The 15,665-nt window shown below is 45.2% G+C and carries 13 protein-coding genes; 4 read left to right on the top strand and 9 right to left on the bottom strand.

The genetic code is table 11. The annotated features are described in order from the left end of the window. Window positions 1-249 precede the first annotated feature (249 nt). From MC7420_RS20720 to MC7420_RS20685, 7 genes are all read right to left on the bottom strand, one after another. Window positions 250-2,460 (bottom strand): PhoX family protein, encoded by a 2,211-nt coding sequence (locus tag MC7420_RS20720; protein ID WP_006102674.1) that lies wholly within the window; start codon window positions 2,458-2,460, stop codon window positions 250-252. A gap of 361 nt (window positions 2,461-2,821) precedes the next feature. After that, window positions 2,822-3,082, bottom strand: a complete 261-nt coding sequence (locus tag MC7420_RS20715) for a hypothetical protein (protein ID WP_006102783.1) — start codon at window positions 3,080-3,082, stop codon at window positions 2,822-2,824. Continuing rightward, on the bottom strand, window positions 3,060-3,728 hold the full coding sequence (gene phoU, locus MC7420_RS20710; RefSeq protein WP_006102584.1) for a phosphate signaling complex protein PhoU: 669 nt from the start codon (window positions 3,726-3,728) through the stop codon (window positions 3,060-3,062). Before phoU ends, MC7420_RS20715 begins: the two co-directional genes overlap by 23 nt. Window positions 3,729-4,107: 379 nt before the next feature. After that, entirely contained in the window at window positions 4,108-5,037 is a 930-nt protein-coding gene (locus MC7420_RS20700; RefSeq protein ID WP_006102739.1) for a glycosyl hydrolase family 65 protein, read from the bottom strand. 13 nt (window positions 5,038-5,050) lie between these two features. After that, entirely contained in the window at window positions 5,051-5,437 is a 387-nt protein-coding gene (locus tag MC7420_RS20695; RefSeq protein WP_044208608.1) for an HAD-IA family hydrolase, read from the bottom strand. Between the two features lie 866 nt (window positions 5,438-6,303). Next, a complete protein-coding gene (locus tag MC7420_RS20690) occupies window positions 6,304-7,596 on the bottom strand; it encodes a sensor histidine kinase (RefSeq protein ID WP_006102679.1) in 1,293 nt (430 codons plus the stop codon). Between the two features lie 117 nt (window positions 7,597-7,713). After that, complete coding sequence (locus tag MC7420_RS20685; protein ID WP_006102719.1) at window positions 7,714-8,466, bottom strand: response regulator transcription factor; 753 nt, start codon at window positions 8,464-8,466, stop codon at window positions 7,714-7,716. Between the two features lie 313 nt (window positions 8,467-8,779). On the opposite strand from MC7420_RS20685, the gene MC7420_RS20680 reads away from it, so the two are divergent. The 4 genes from MC7420_RS20680 to MC7420_RS20665 all read left to right on the top strand — a co-directional run bounded on the left by MC7420_RS20680 (window position 8,780) and on the right by MC7420_RS20665 (window position 12,883). Then, a complete protein-coding gene (locus tag MC7420_RS20680; RefSeq protein ID WP_006102733.1) occupies window positions 8,780-9,526 on the top strand; it encodes a creatininase family protein in 747 nt (248 codons plus the stop codon). A gap of 134 nt (window positions 9,527-9,660) precedes the next feature. Further along, a complete protein-coding gene (gene hpsE / locus MC7420_RS20675; RefSeq protein ID WP_006102795.1) occupies window positions 9,661-10,644 on the top strand; it encodes a hormogonium polysaccharide biosynthesis glycosyltransferase HpsE in 984 nt (327 codons plus the stop codon). A 2-nt stretch (window positions 10,645-10,646) separates the two neighbouring features. Beyond that, window positions 10,647-11,693, top strand: coding sequence for a glycosyltransferase family 2 protein (locus MC7420_RS20670; protein WP_006102630.1), 1,047 nt, complete (start codon window positions 10,647-10,649; stop codon window positions 11,691-11,693). 137 nt (window positions 11,694-11,830) lie between these two features. Next, on the top strand, window positions 11,831-12,883 hold the full coding sequence (locus MC7420_RS20665) for a glycosyltransferase (RefSeq protein WP_006102664.1): 1,053 nt from the start codon (window positions 11,831-11,833) through the stop codon (window positions 12,881-12,883). A gap of 112 nt (window positions 12,884-12,995) precedes the next feature. Here the strand turns inward: MC7420_RS20665 and MC7420_RS20660 are convergent, their stop codons facing one another. Both MC7420_RS20660 and radA read right to left on the bottom strand, forming a co-directional pair. After that, a complete protein-coding gene (locus MC7420_RS20660) occupies window positions 12,996-13,928 on the bottom strand; it encodes a polysaccharide pyruvyl transferase family protein (RefSeq protein WP_006102709.1) in 933 nt (310 codons plus the stop codon). A gap of 42 nt (window positions 13,929-13,970) precedes the next feature. After that, window positions 13,971-15,554, bottom strand: a complete 1,584-nt coding sequence (gene radA / locus MC7420_RS20655; protein ID WP_044208604.1) for a DNA repair protein RadA — start codon at window positions 15,552-15,554, stop codon at window positions 13,971-13,973. Window positions 15,555-15,665: the final 111 nt, after the last annotated feature.

Raw genomic sequence — 15,665 nt, 5'->3', positions numbered from 1 at the left:
AATCCTCACACCTACTTCCATGCCAAAACTGTAAACCAATTGGACTGAATGAGCAATAGCTTTTTTGCGTTTACTCAAAACATATCACTAATTTTACGCTTTAACTGTTACACGTTTTTATCCTCTAAGAAATAGATTCTAAATCAAAGCTGTTGATCTGGATACCACGAAAAGATTAGAATTATTTATCTGAATCAATTAATAGAGAAATGTAGAGATATAGCATATTACATCTCTATTAAGAGTATTTTATGCCATAGTAATTGGTTGGTTATCTAATCGCCGAATTGCGACGACGGCTGGCTTGGGTGGCTCGGTTGTACCTTGATGGGGCCAGTTAGACCCTAAAGGAACATAACGTTCTTGCAGAAATTGTTGCCCATTGAGGGTTTTTATCACAAACTTACGAGTCTCAGTCTGGTTATCCTTGCGGATACCGTATTTTTCTCCTGGATGTTGTATGGCGAGGAATAGGGTTTTTTGATCGGGACTAAAAAAGGGTCCGGTGGTTTCACACTCCATCGGTCCAATGCCAAATAAATAAGCATTACCCGCCATTGTTCCAGAGGTAGGCATACACCAGATTGAATTGTTGCCAAAAATTCCCTGGATATCAGTTTGACTTATGGATTCACCTTGGTCATTGACCCGACTGGTTACGGGCTGATTGTGTTTGGAGGTAGATATATCCGTCACCATCCACACATTGCCATTTTTGTCAAATTCTAGATTATCGGGATTAGAAAATCCGGCACCCCCTTCAGCGGGTTCGCCTCCCATGGCAAAGGAATCCCACCGAAATGTCATCGCGGCGGGATCATCTTGGTTTTCTACTAGACGCAGAATCCAGCCATATTCCCAGGGTGTTTCTCCCTGGGGTCCTTTAAAGACGCGCTTGTCGGGTCCGCCATCTCCCCCTGGACTACCAGAGGTAAAGGCGATATACAGGGAACCATCCGCCGCCATATCTGTATCTTCAGGACGGGCGGTGGGAGTTGCACCAGCAGCATTGGCGGCAAAATGGGCGTCGATTAAAATCGCTCCCTGTTTTTCGAGGTCATTCCCTGCGTAGAGATCTCCTAGTGTGGCAAACTGTTGCTTAAACGCTACGGCTTCTGCATCGGTTGTCACCTCAACAATGCCTCCCTGGGGACGTTTGGGTAAGGGGACTAAGCTGCCTTCAACGGTACTGGGTAACACGGGGTTAACAGGGGTAGTGGGTGTTAATGCGATCCAACGTCCTGTCCCATCCGGTTCAAATACCGCCGCGTACAGCATTCCCTCTGCCATTAAACGGGAATTGGTTTTATCGGTTGGATCACTAACGGTGTCTTTACTGACAAACTTATACAGATGACCCCCTCGGCGATCGCATCCCGAATATACCGCTAAGGGTTTCCCGGATACAACCTTAAACGCCACGGCTTCATGACGAAATCGACCCAGCCAACTGTGTTTTGTCCCATAATCATTGGCATCAGCCGGATCAACTTCCACCATCCACCCATATTTATTCCCAGCTAAGCCAAAAACATTACCTCGTCCATCGACAAAGTAATCGTTAATCACAAAGGGAAGCGCGGCGGGGTCAAAGGACGTACCATCAGCGTAAACGGGTTCTGGTACTTGGTCTTGAAAATTTTCCTCTGCACTCAGTACCGTTCCCCAAGGCGTGGTTCCGCCAGCACAATTTTGGAATGTTCCAATAATGCGATCGCCTAAGCCATCCTGGTATCCTTGTCCTTGAGCCTTCTGGAAAACCGCCACAGCCGGACCCGTTGCTTTGAGATAGCGATCGTCTTCATAGCCAGAGATGCCAGTAATTCGGCGATCAGCGGTAGAATAGGTTCGCGTCCATGTCCCATCGGCAGTCTTGCTAATTGAAATCACCCCCAAGCCCTGATCAATCAACCCTTCTAAAGAAATCTGTCTAATTTTAGCTTTTAAAGGATCATTATCGGGCAAAGCAAAGGCATTAATCTTACCCTCACTCTTTGCCGCAACCGCTTTAACCTCCTCAAATGGTAATGATTCACCGATGACTTGAGCATAAGTTTGCATCCAAGTGCCACCGCTAATATATTCAAAATTAATGGTCAGGTATCCTTCATTCTGACCTGTTTCGATAAACGATAAATAATCATTGTTATAGCCAAAGCGAGAATCCCCCACCTTGTCTCCCCAAGCGCCGATCACATCGTAGGTAAAACCTTCGGGTAATACTAAATCATCCACCACTTCATAACGGCTGTAGGCTTCGATTTGTTTCGTTGATGGCACGCGATCGCTTTCTAACGGTAGGGGACCTTTGACGGGTTTAAAACTCAGAGTATCTGGATTCGGGTTAATTTGGGTTAATGAACCAGAACCATTCTGAGCCGGAGAACTACAAGACCCCAGCGCTACTGTTCCTGCACTAGCTCCCAGAAATAGCAGAAAATCACGACGTTTGAGAGCCATAGTTCACCCTTCCCTGTTCAGATTTGGGTTTTGTTAGAGGAATATCCTAGATGCGATGCAAGGATATCCTAAAGTGTGCAGGTTATAAAGGGGTAAAGTATTGGTAATCGTTGGGTTAAGCTGCTTTTAATGAACAAGGGTGGGTTTTGTTGTGCCGTTATTGGTGAGGTAGGGCGGGTTTTGTTGTGCCGTTATCGGTGAGGTAGGGCGGGTTTTGTTGTTTAGCTATCGGTGAGGTCGGACAGATTTTATTGTGCCGTTATTGGTGAGGTAGGGCGGGTTTTGTTGTTCCGTTATCGGTGAGGTCGGACAGATTTTATTGTGCCGTTATCGGTGAGGTAGGGCGGGTTTTGTTGTTCAGTTATTGGTGAGGTCGGACAGATTTTATTGTGCCGTTATCGGTGAGGTAGGGCGGGTTTTGTTGTTCCGTTATTGGTAAAAAGCTAGCGTTAGTTCCTAAACCCGCCCCTACAGTTCCTAAACCCGCCCCTACAGTTCCTAAACCCGCCCCTACAATTCCTAAACCCGCCCCTACAGTTCCTAAATCCCCTACAATTCCTAAACCTGCCCCTACAATCTTCTGCCTTCTGCTTTCTTTTCTAGGAACGATGACCTGTAACAATATAAGTTACCCGTTGACCGATGTTGGTCGCATGATCAGCCATGCGTTCGATATGACGAATCGCCAAGACCAAGAGTACAATTGGCTCAACTACGCCTGGAATATCTCGCTGAAAGGCTAACGTTTGATATAGCTGATCGTAAGCATTATCGACCTTATCATCTAATACTTTAACCGCTTGTCCAGCCGTCGCATCTAAGTCCGCTAATGAGGCTAAACTCGACGCTAGCATCGCTTGGGCATGGTGGGACATCTCTTCAATTTGGGACATACAAGGATGAGGTGGGTAAGCGAATAATTTTACCGAAATTTCTGTTAAATCCTCAGCATAATCACCAATACGTTCCAAATCCCGGATTAACTGCATAAATGCACTAACCAGACGTAGATCTTGTGCCACTGGCGATTGAAGTGTGAGCAGAGAGGCACACTCTATTTCTATATGGCGGTAGTAGCGATCAATTCGTTTCTCAACTGAGGTAATTTCCTGGATTGCCTCCAGATTTTGGTAAAATAGAGCTTGATGACCGAGGCGGAATGAATTTTCCACCAATGCGCCCATCCGCAGTACATCCTGCTCTAAGCGGTTAAGGGCGCGTTTAAAGTGATTGCGATCGCAAGGGCGGTTTGCAGAAGATAGACTCACCTCATTCTAATTTGTGGCTGGATACCTCCTGCATACTGTGGTATGGGCTGGGAGGAAAGCCACACCTCCTAACTCAATTTACTGATACAAAGTGGTGGGTAGAAAGAAGTACAGTTAGTTTTTACCCAATTGCCTAATCGTTTAAGACACCTCCCCTGTACGGAGTCAAATTAGTCTCGCCTATATTGTATATGGGCGAACTTATTGACTTGTCCGAAGACAAATTTAATTATGTCTACTTCTATTGATAGCAGATCAAGGTTAAATTGTAGTAAATTATTCGGCTGGCAAGTGGGGGGTGGTGATTTGTAATTTGTTGATGGTTCATTGGTAATCCTCTCCCCCATCTCCCTCATCTTCCTCATCTTCCTCATCTCCCTCAAGCCAATTTAAACTCTCGCGTCTCCCCTTCAACCATCTCGTACACCTCACCCTGGAAGCCAATGCAGACAGGTTGGAACCAGCCGCGATCAAACGAAACGGTTATCTTTTCATCCGTAAACCGCAGTGATAACCAATGTCCTCGATAGCGCAATCGCAGGCGTGTATCGGATAGTTCCTGGGGTAGAGACGGATTCAACCACAATACCTGATCGCGAATATCCAACCCTGTATAACACCGTTGCATCAGATCCACCGTTCCCGCCATCGCCCCTAAATGGATGCCTTCAGGTGTTGTACCTCCCTGAATGTCATCAATGTCGCTATGGACAGCCTCTTTAAAGAATTTCCAAGCTTTTTCTCGGTCAGATCGGGATAACACCCAGGAATGCACCATCCGGCTGAGCGTGGAACCGTGGGAGGTTCGCTGCATGTAATAGTTGATATTGCGGGGAATGGTTTCCGCATCGAAGGGGTAGCCTAGATGTTCAAACAGATCCTGCAACGTCTCCGACGAGAACAGATAGAACAACATCAGTACATCCGCCTGCTTGCTGGCTTTGTAACGATTCGCATCGTCGTCTTCCGCCTCTAAGATGCGATCAAGGCGCTGGATGTCCCCGTATTTTTCCCGATAACCTTCCCAGTCAAACTCCTTGAGATTCTCATACCCCTCAAATTGGCTAATTATTCCCTGATCATGGAACGGCACAAACATCTTACGACTAATTTCCTCCCAGCGAACCAGTTCTTCGTCCTCAATGTCCAGAACCTCGGTCAACTCTTCGCGGCGCTTTTCGTCGAGTAACTGTAACACGCCACTGGCACAGCGTAGTACCCATGCCGCCATCACGTTGGTGTAAGCGTTATTATTTAATCCTGGTGTATCGGTATCGGGATAATGGGTGTGGAATTCATCGGGACCCATAACACTACGGATCTCATAGCGATCGCATGTCCTGAGACAGGGTAGCGGCTTCGGGACGTTGTACAATCGGCGTCAGCGTACCATCATAATCGGTAAATAATGCCAATTGGCGATCGCGCAGCCGATTCTCTATTGAACCAATCTGTTCCAGCGCCGAGGGGAGGGATTGAGTCGTTTTCTCTGGCGTTACCGAAATATCCCGTAAATCGCGAACCACGACATCCGCACCATGGTGGCGTAAGGCGTCACCACCACCATCGCGCACCACACCGACGACTAAACCAAATTGTCCCGCTTTTCCCGCTTTCACACCAGATATCGCATCTTCGACTGCGATCGCATTTTCCGGTTCCACAGCAAGTTCACGGGCGGCTTGTAAAAAGATATCGGGTGCTATCAATCGGAAAACTTGTAGGGGCGGGTTTAGCCAAAATATTGAGGGAAAATCCGATAACTTCCATACAAAACCCGCCCTTCTCCAGCATGGCGGTGGGTTGCTTCTCTGTGAGAGTCAACCGTTTGCCATTGGAGTTGATTTAAGCTTGTGATTACGCGATTAACGTTGAGATCCCCCTAAATCCCCCTTAAAAAGGGGGACTTTGAGTAATTGATTCATTGAAAGGGGGACTTTGATTCATTTTTTATTGTCCCCTGAAATATAGCCTTACCAAGGCAGGTTAGGACATTCCTAAAGTTCTCTCTTGCCTGTTATCAGGTCATTACTGGGATTGACTGATGTCCTAACGTGTCTGCGTAGTGCTATAACTGGGCTTACAGCGCTTTTCACGTTTATGGAATACAAAATTGTATCGGCTTGCTTTTCAGCGCAATCATCGTCTGTAGTCTATTAACTTGAAAACTGCTGTAATTTCTGGTTCACTTCTGACAAAGGGTAAAATGTCTTGTTCCCCCCTTTTGAAGGGGGGCTAGGGGGGATCTCTTATTACCGTGTTTGGCGACAACTAAACAGTATAATCGCACCAGCTTTGCCACAATAGACTCACCCTTCCATCAATCGCTGAATCTGGGCAATAATCTCCTGCTGCGTTGCTTCATGCGCCCAGTGTCATGCCATGACGATAATCCTTTTTAAACGCAGAGTACGCAGAGGTTTCCGCAGAGGTACGCAGAGGGATTGAACGTATTAGAGCGAAGGTTTTATAAAGTAGAGGGGAGAAGATAAGATAAAACAATAGTATGAATTACCTGTTCCCTAACGAATGACAAATGACAAATGACAAATGACAAATGACAAATGACAAATAACTAATTACAAGGCAATTGAATCTGTAACCAAGCTCCCCCAGTTTCCGGGTGATTTTTAGCATTCACAGTGCCACCGTGAGCCTGAACAATTTGCTGAACAATTGCTAAACCTAAACCACTCCCACTACTGCGCCCCAATGTAGTTACATTCTCAGACGTCGGTTGCCGATATCGCGAAGCATCTCCTCGATAAAGTCGCTCAAATACACGAGGTAAATCATTCCCTGAAAACCCCGCACCTTCGTCAATAATATCGATTTGCATCAGCGCTTTTTCCATTGGATCAGCCTGTGTTGAAGTGGTTACCTCAACTCGAATCAATCCTTCCGGGGGACTATGCTTAATACTGTTATCTAATAAATTCAAAAAAACTTGGATCAGTCGAGACTCATCAGCTTTAATCGGTAAAGTATCGGGTCCACGATAGGCAAGATGCAAGTCTTTTTGCTCTGCCAAAGGTTCCAATCGTTGCCAAGCTGACTGAATTAAAGAGTTTAGGTCGAGGGATTTATAGGTAAGACTCTTGTTCGGATCTTGTTCAAGATGGCTGAGTTCTAGCCAATTTTGAATCAGATCTATTAATCGATTAATTTCTTGCAGGAGTTGATTAACCCAACGGCTTTCTGGCGGGTTAACCCGTCCTTGCAACGCTTCTGCGACTAAGCGAATCGACGTGAGTGGGGTTCTCAATTCATGGGCTAAGTCAGACACCCACTGATTGCGAGATTCCGAGAGTTCAATTAAAGGTTGTCGATTCTCCAGAAACACGCCAACTTGCCCATTAGCCAGGGGCCAACCATACGCCCGCAACGTGAGCGATCGCACTTCGCTCATGGCTGCACCATCCATACAAGCAGGATGAAATACCCACTCTTGGCTCATCGATTGTTGCTGTTTGCGGGTTTTCTCGATTAACTGATCCAGTTCGTAGGATCGCACCACCTCTAGCAGTAAGCGAATCTGTCCGGGTTCCCAGCGGTCAATTTGCAATAACTGACGCGCCTGCTGGTTGCACCAAATTAAGTGATTGTCTTCGTCTACTTGCAAATACCCGACGGGCGCAACTTGAAATAGAGATTGAATGGCGTTGAGTTGGTCTTCTAAGACAAGGCGCTGCTGATTCGCTTGGGCAATGGCTCCCCGTAGACGAGACTCTAAGGGAAACGAGTTACTGGTCGAATTGGCTGGTAACAACTCTAAGGTTTGCTTGAGCTGCTGTTTGGTGCGGTGTTGTAACCATAAGCCAACCCCAATTCCTAGAGCTAGACCCAAGAGAAATGTCAACAGGGTCATAGGTGTGATTAATGAGACTATTGCCGAGCGATGGTTTAGTTATTGTAGCCTTTTGACAGGACGATAGCGGTACTGATTTGGGTTAAGATGCGATCGCCGGTTCGCATCTAAAATTAATTAGCCAAACCGATAGCCGAAGCCACGAACGGTAATCAAGTATTCCGGTTGACTGGGGTCTTTTTCTAATTTTTCCCGCAGCCAGCGAATGTGAACATCGACAGTTTTGGTATCTCCCAGAAAATCGGCTCCCCAAACCTGATCAATTAACTGTTCCCGAGACCACACCCGCCGGGGATACCCCATAAACAATTCCAACAGTCGGAATTCCTTGGGTGATAGATTCACCTCCTCGCCCCGCACCGTGACGCGGCATTCTTCGGGGTAGAGGGTAATGTCCCGTAACTGCAACGTCGGCGTTTGCGGTATGGAATTATAGCGGTGACGACGTAGGAGGGCGCGACACCGGGCGATTAATTCCCGCATACTAAAGGGTTTGGTCAGGTAGTCATCGGCACCGACTTCCAACCCCAAAACCCGATCCGTTTCACTCGCTTTGGCACTGAGAATCAAGATGGGAATAGAATTCCCTTTATACCGGATCAAGCGACACAGATCGAGTCCGTTCACCTGAGGCAGCATCAAGTCTAGAATCAACAGGCTAAACTGGCACTCCTCGTCATTGGCATCGCCCTCGGACAGAAGGGTTAAAGCGGTACGACCATCAGCAGCCGTCACCACGTCATAACCTTCCTCTTGTAAGGACAACATGAGCATTTCTCGGATGAGAGTCTCGTCTTCTACGACCAGAATGCGGTTGGATTGTGCCAGTTCTGGAGTAGAAGGGCTTTGCGGTAGATCGACAGAAAGCATAAATGGTAAGGAAATTGGGTATCTGAACGTCTAAGCCAAGATATACACCAAAATCATGGTGTTGCAACGATATAGAAATGGAACTCTACGTCTAGAGTGACACAAGATTCGGCTGGTGTGACTATACCCTGTGAATATTTTGCAGACTTAAAACAATTTGGGTAACTTTATTGCCGATTTCCCCATGGTGACCTACACTAAGGATAGTGTAATACATGTCATACGCAAGTATGACAGAATGAGGGGTCTTACAGAAACAAAGCAGGAGGCTGGTAACCCTAGTCCCCCTGCTTTCACTTTTTTAGAAGGGATAATGCTGCTATATTTGATGACCTGGATCGAGGTTGAGGAGTATTTGAAGCGATCGCCGGGGATTATTCTGCCGATTGGTTCAACGGAACAACATGGACCAACGGGATTAATTGGTACTGATGCGATTTGTGCTGAAGCGATCGCGCGAGGGGTGGGTGAAGCGACGAATGCGATCGTTAGTCCCACGATTAGCGTGGGGATGGCGCTGCATCATACAGGGTTTCCTGGTACGATCAGCCTGAAACCTAGTACCTTAATTCATGTCATCCAAGATTATTTAGTCAGCTTAACCCGGGCTGGATTTACCAGATTTTTCTTTATTAATGGTCACGGTGGTAACGTTGCTACAGTTAAAGCCGCGTTTTCTGAGAGTTACGCCTATCTCTGGGATCTCAACATTCCCAACAGCGATCAAGTCAGATGTCGCCTTGCTAACTGGTTTACCTGCAAATCGGTGTATCAGTTAGCCAAACAATGGTATGGTGACCAGGAAGGATCTCACGCCACACCCAGCGAAGTGGCGTTAACGCAATACCTTTATCCGGAAGCAATCAAAAACGCCCCATTAGCGCCGAATGTCGCCTCTGGACATCCAATTTACGGGGCGACAGACTTCCGCCGTCGCTATCCTGATGGACGCATGGGGTCTAATCCCGCCTTAGCCAAACCGGAGCATGGTCAACAATTGTATGAGATGGCGGTGAAGGAAATGAGTCAGGCATATCTAGAATTTTTGCATACCGAGTGACAGTCTGCTAGAGACAGGTTAAACTCTTAATTAAACCACGCCTGCTGGTCAAACCAATAATACGGCATGGTGTTTCCTCGGTGTATCTGCTACAAGCGAGCAGATTTGGATTTGGAATTATTTCCCAGAGGAAGATGAAACCCATGAGTGCGATCGACTTTACTGTCGCGATTTGTACCTATAACGGCGCGAATCGTTTAGCAGAGGTTCTGGATAGGTTGCGATCGCAAGAAAAGACGGAGCCTATTTCCTGGGAGATTATTGTCGTTGACAATAATAGCACTGATGATACGGCTAAGGTGATTCAGGAATACCAAGCGAATTGGTCTGAACCTTATCCCATTCATTATTACTTGGAACCTGAACAAGGACTAGCTTTTGCTAGACGATGTGCCATCCGAGAAGCCAAGGGTACTTTAATCGGTTTTCTGGATGACGATAATTTACCCGACTCGAATTGGGTCGCACAAGCTGATCATTTTGGGCAATCTCATCCAAAAGCTGGGGCGTATGGAGGACAAATCCATGGCAAATTTGAAGTAGAACCTCCGCCCGGATTTGAGAGAATCGCCCGTTATTTTGCGCTTCTGGAAGGAAAAAAGACGTATTGTTATAACGAAAAGTATAAAAATACGCAGAAGAAACTGTTTCCGCCTGGAGCTGGAATCGTCATTCGCCAGGAAGCTTGGCTAAAAAGTGTTCCCGAACATCAGAGTATTAATGGGGTATCTGGAAATTCTCTATCAATGAAGTGTGAAGATGTAGAGATGTTATCTTATCTTTTTTATGATGATTGGGAACTTTGGTTCAATAAGGATATGCATATTTATCATAAAATCCCTAAATCTCGTTTTGAGAGAGATTACATAATCCGTTTCTTCCGGGGAGTCGGTTTAAGTCGGTATCAGACGCGGATGATCGCCTACAAAAATTGGCAAAAGCTCGTGGTTATACCCATTTATATGGTGAATGACTTGAGAAAAATAATCAGACATTTCATTAAGTATAGAACTAACTTAAAAACTGATGTAGTTGCTGCTGGAGAAATGGAGTTACTACTAACTATTCTTTTGGGCTTTTTTTATAAAAATACTCGACTTAGCCATAAGATAAATTGATCATGAATGCTCTCAAGAGAACAGATTATAAAGAGATAAAATTAAATCCGGATAATAGTCTCTGCTTTGTAATTGTTAGAAATGAAATAAAACGAATACCTTTTTTCTTAAACTACTATCGAGAAAAAGGAATATCAAAGTTTTTTATAGTGGATAATGACTCGGAAGATAATACCTTAGACTATCTGTTGCAACAGGAAGATGTCTACGTTTGGTATACTGAAGAATCTTTTAAGAAAAATAAAAGAATTTGGTTAGAATGGTTACTTAAAAATTACGGTCAAAATCACTGGTGTTTAATCGTTGATGCCGATGAAATTCTCTATTATCCCGATTGTGAAACCCGAAGCCTAAGCGATTTTTGTCGTCAAATAGAAAGGCAAGGTAAAAATGCAGTCCAAGGGATTATGTTAGATATGTATTCGCAGCAGCCTGTTCAGGAAGCCTACTATAATCCTGGAGATGACTTTTTAGAGGTCTGTCCCTATTTTGATAGACAGTATTATCATCACCAGGAAGGAACAATCAGGGATTATTATTGGGGAGGATTGCGACAACGTATTTTTGGCAGTGACGATAAACGAGGCAAGAAGCCCTACTGTTTAACCAAGTTCCCTTTGCTTAAATATAATGATACAATGATATTTTATTCAGAACATGTCACCAAAAACATAAAAGTTTCTTCGACAACGGCGTGTTTGCTACACTTTAAATATTTTTCCTTTTTTATCGATTATGTTAAATCAGAAATCCAGAGGAATCAGCACTGGCAAGGAGCAGCCGAATACCAAAAGTATGCTCAACTCATTGCCGAAAACAAGCCACTAAAACTGTACGACCCAGAAATTTCCGTGCGGCTGGAAAATAGTCAGCAGTTGATCGATATGGGAATTATAAATCGGGGAGTTATTCTGGAGAAACGGTTAGGATATGTAAGCTTATTGTTAGAATTATTTTATGACACTAAAATACTAGGACGTGCATTCCTTAAAGTTTTGTCCCCAAAAATAGCCTCTCGGAGAGTTATGATGATAAGGAAAACTTATTGAATTGAGTCAAAGGGTTGCTGCATAAGGGTTTTCCTGTTCCCTATTCCTTAAAAATTAGGGTTCCACCACAAATACCGAAGAGTCATCTGTATATACCCAGATCCAAGTAAAACTGTTTCGTTATTACATAAAAACAAATGCAATTAATGCATCCGGGTCTGAAAGACATTCTGCTCATTCAGCAATACATCAAGACTAAAAAAATAGGGTTTTTATCTATAGAAACCCCTTTACCCCCTTGGTTCAAAAAAATCAGCCAATCAATTCCAAATTACTCCATAGGACTTCAACTTCGCCGCGAGTACCGCCACATCTCAATGGGCATTAGAGCCTTTCGCCTTAAAGATATCGATACAATTTTTATATTTGAAATCTATAACCAACATTTATTAGGAGTTCTGCCTTTACTGGCTTTAACAGGAAAACAGGTATTGATTAGCTTACATGGTAATCAACAATTTGCCATGACTAGCAAAATCAAATTATTCGGATTAGTCTACCTAAAAAGGTATCTGCAAATTTTCAATAATTTAAAAGTCGTTTTATTTGAAATCGATGATCATGTTATCCCAGATAAATTCCGCTTACCAGCATCATCCAAGATAATTATCCCTCATCCAATTCTTAGCGAAGTCACGCCCAACCTGAAACCCGGTGAACGCTTGCCTATAGATGCCAAAATTAAGATAGGGGTGGTGGGGATGATTCGACAGGATAAACCTATCTCAAAACTAATTGCCAGATTACAGGAATACATCAGCTCAAATTCTGATCAATGCGAACTAATCATAGGTACACCCTTTGGTCAAAAACCAAACTATTTAGATCAACTGGGTGTAGCTCTCTACGATACCACTAAAGAAGAAGACTATATCAGTGTCTTAAAACAGATTGATATTTTGGTCATTCACTATGACAAAGATCGTTATTACTACCGCACCAGTGGTGTAATTAGTGATGCCGGATCGTGTGGGTGTTATATAATTGCCTCTGACTATCCAGTTATTAAGCATCAAGTGAATTTCCCTGTCCCAATTGGTTCAACATTCTCAACTTTTGACGAAATTGGTTCCCTAATTGATCAAGCCATCACTCACATTCGCCAGAAGGGACAGGATAACCACTGGATTTGGCGAGAACAACGTTCCGCAGCAGCGATCGCAAAACTCCTCTTCCCCCAAAATACATAGGGGTTGCTGTAGGGAGTCTTGTGGTGGGGGTAGGGAGCGGGGGAAGCTGGGGAAGCTGGGAATAAGTGATGGGGTGATGGAGAATATAAGGAATATGAGGAAGGTGCGGCTTTTAGGCAAATTCCTCTATTTTAACATCGTCCTTAAATTGCTGTAGTTTTGTCTCTAGTTCATGGGTAAGACGCTCAACGATGAACTCATCACTTAAACTAGGTTTGACTGTTTTGGCAATATCCATAAGTTGTCGGGCTACTCGCTGATTTGGATCACCGCCAATTTGATTAAATACTCTAAATTGCTCCTGTTTTAACCAATCTATCCAGTAATTAATTTCTGGGCGAATACGCAAGGGAGTCGAAGGAGCCTCAGGAAACACAGGATAGAAATCCCAGAGGGGCATAACATACTGAGGTTGGTATTCTATACCTAGAGAAAGACACCAATCTTGCCATTTAAAGGAATTAATATTGGCACTGGTTTTGATCGGAATCCAAGGCACTCTCAGGGCATCTGCAATGATAGCACCATGCATGGCTTCAGCGAGTAATACCTCAGTTTGGCTAATTGCCGATAAAACGTTTTCAATTGACCAACGCGGATCAATATAGGCGAATCCCAGTTGTTCGCAGATAGCACTCCAGGCTGAACTGGCTGGGATAGCGTGCTTGAAATGAGGCATAAAAGCAAAGCGCTGGGTTTTAGAATGATTCGCCGGAAATAATCGCCTGACGAGTAAAGCAGCATCGGTAACGGCGACTTCTTTGGCAACACCAAGCGCTTGGGCAGACAGGGGTCCTCTGACGCAGTATATCGTCCAAGAATCATTAATTTTGGGTACAGTTCCATATCCATATCCCACACCCGTTCCGAATACAATGGTTTTCTCTGCCTTGGGTAATTTTCTGTTGAGTAACGTCCCAATTCCTACAAAGAGGGTTCGTTCGTCTTCATCCAGAATGTTGGTTATTAATTGGTTCCAGAGCCAAGGGTTGAGTTCATCGCCAAAATTGGCGTATTCATCGGATTTGTAGTAGTAGAGCTTCATTTTTCATTTTATTGTTATCCCACATTCTGTACGCCCAAAACTCTAAAAGTCGTCTTCCTCTTCCTCATTGGCATCATTTGCCTCATTTGCTGAATTCTGACGCAATCCTCCTGGTAAAGCAGCAATAATTGCATCCAGTACCCTGGAAACCGGGATCACCTCAATATCCAGATCCGGTAACACTTGACCCTTGGGAACGATCGCGCGTTTAAATCCCAATTTTGCCGCTTCCTTTAACCGCAGTTCCATCTGTGACACCAGCCGCACTTGTCCCCCTAATCCCACTTCGCCAACCATCACGGTGCGCGGATCAACCATGCGATCGCGAAATGACGCCACAACTGCAATGGCAATCCCCAAATCAGCCGCCGGTTCTTCGACTCCCAACCCGCCAGCCGTAGCCACATAAGCATCTAATTTAGACAGGGGAATCCCTACCCGTTTTTCCAATACCGCCAAAATTTGCTGTAATCGACTGTAATCCACACCAGTGGTTGAGCGACGCGGCGCCCCATAACTAGCGGGGGACACTAACGCCTGTAACTCAACTAAAATCGGACGAGTCCCCTCACAAGCCACTACCGTCGCCGTACCCGGACTCATTTCATCCCGATTGCCCAAAAATAACTCCGACGGATTCAGCACCTCCTGCAACCCCTTATCAACCATTTCAAAAATCCCGATTTCGTGGGTAGCACCAAACCGATTTTTCACCGATCGCAGCAAACGATGAGAGGCAAAGCGATCGCCCTCAAAATACAATACCGTATCCACCAAATGTTCCAGCACCCTTGGTCCTGCGATCGCGCCTTCCTTAGTCACATGTCCGACAATGAATAACGTAATATTCGCCCGCTTTGCCACCTGCATCAAGGCTGAGGTACATTCCCGCACTTGCGCCACCGAACCGGGTGCCGAGGTTAACGCCGCAAAGTAGAGCGTCTGGATACTATCAATGACGGCAACTTGGGGTTTTAGGGACTCCAACTCCCGTAACACCTCCTCTAAGTCAGTCTCTGCCAACACATACAGATTTGGCTCTTGCTCCTCCGAGGTTTTACCCCCATTCGCCGTTTTCGACAATGCCTTCTTCCCTCGCTTTTTGGGCGCACCATTATTCGTCTGCTCACTATTATTATCTGCCTCCTCCTGAATCGGAGCAGCACAAACACCCAGGCGAGAGGCTCGCAGTTTCACCTGTTGTCCCGACTCTTCGGCACAGACGTAAAGGATACGATGCTCCTGTGCCAGTTGATGTGCCACCTGTAGCAGCAACGTGGATTTGCCAATCCCTGGATCACCGCCAATCAATACCAAGGAGCCAGGGACGATCCCTCCCCCCAGCACTCGATCCAGTTCACTATACCCGGAAGCAAATCGGATCTGGACATTATTGGAAATTTCTGAGAACTTGAGTGAAGACCTCGGTTGAGCGCGTCCGGAAGTAGGAGAGGGAGTAGAGGCACGGCTATTGGATTGCCAACCCCCACTTCTTAAAGTGGTCGTTGTTGACAGCATACTCTCCTCTAAGGAGTTATACGTGCCGCAGGAGGAGCATCTGCCGAACCACTGGGAGTGTTCCGCCCCACATTGATTACAAACATAGATGGATTTAGTTTTAGGCATCCTGATCTCAAGGTGCTAGGAATTTTCAATAATTAAACCAATCTTAAAAAGTCGTAAGAAAATGTCAAATAAAAGCATTATGACTTAAAAAAGCTTCGTATAACGTTATAT

It is taken from the genome of Coleofasciculus chthonoplastes PCC 7420, assembly GCF_000155555.1.
GTDB classification, from domain to species: Bacteria; Cyanobacteriota; Cyanobacteriia; order Cyanobacteriales; family Coleofasciculaceae; genus Coleofasciculus; species Coleofasciculus chthonoplastes_A.
This window is presented reverse-complemented; position numbering and strand designations above follow the sequence as displayed.

What these genes read in the sequence shown, in the direction of transcription:
- MC7420_RS20665 (WP_006102664.1), top strand. Translation starts at nt 11,831, where the DNA reads ATGCAATTAATGCATCCGGGTCTGAAAGACATTCTGCTCATTCAGCAA.
- hpsE (WP_006102795.1), top strand. Translation starts at nt 9,661, where the DNA reads ATGAAACCCATGAGTGCGATCGACTTTACTGTCGCGATTTGTACCTAT.
- MC7420_RS20660 (WP_006102709.1), bottom strand. Translation starts at nt 13,928, where the DNA reads ATGAAGCTCTACTACTACAAATCCGATGAATACGCCAATTTTGGCGAT.
- radA (WP_044208604.1), bottom strand. Translation starts at nt 15,554, where the DNA reads ATGCCTAAAACTAAATCCATCTATGTTTGTAATCAATGTGGGGCGGAA.
- MC7420_RS20690 (WP_006102679.1), bottom strand. Translation starts at nt 7,596, where the DNA reads ATGACCCTGTTGACATTTCTCTTGGGTCTAGCTCTAGGAATTGGGGTT.
- MC7420_RS20700 (WP_006102739.1), bottom strand. Translation starts at nt 5,037, where the DNA reads ATGGGTCCCGATGAATTCCACACCCATTATCCCGATACCGATACACCA.
- MC7420_RS20685 (WP_006102719.1), bottom strand. Translation starts at nt 8,466, where the DNA reads ATGCTTTCTGTCGATCTACCGCAAAGCCCTTCTACTCCAGAACTGGCA.
- MC7420_RS20680 (WP_006102733.1), top strand. Translation starts at nt 8,780, where the DNA reads ATGCTGCTATATTTGATGACCTGGATCGAGGTTGAGGAGTATTTGAAG.
- MC7420_RS20720 (WP_006102674.1), bottom strand. Translation starts at nt 2,460, where the DNA reads ATGGCTCTCAAACGTCGTGATTTTCTGCTATTTCTGGGAGCTAGTGCA.
- MC7420_RS20670 (WP_006102630.1), top strand. Translation starts at nt 10,647, where the DNA reads ATGAATGCTCTCAAGAGAACAGATTATAAAGAGATAAAATTAAATCCG.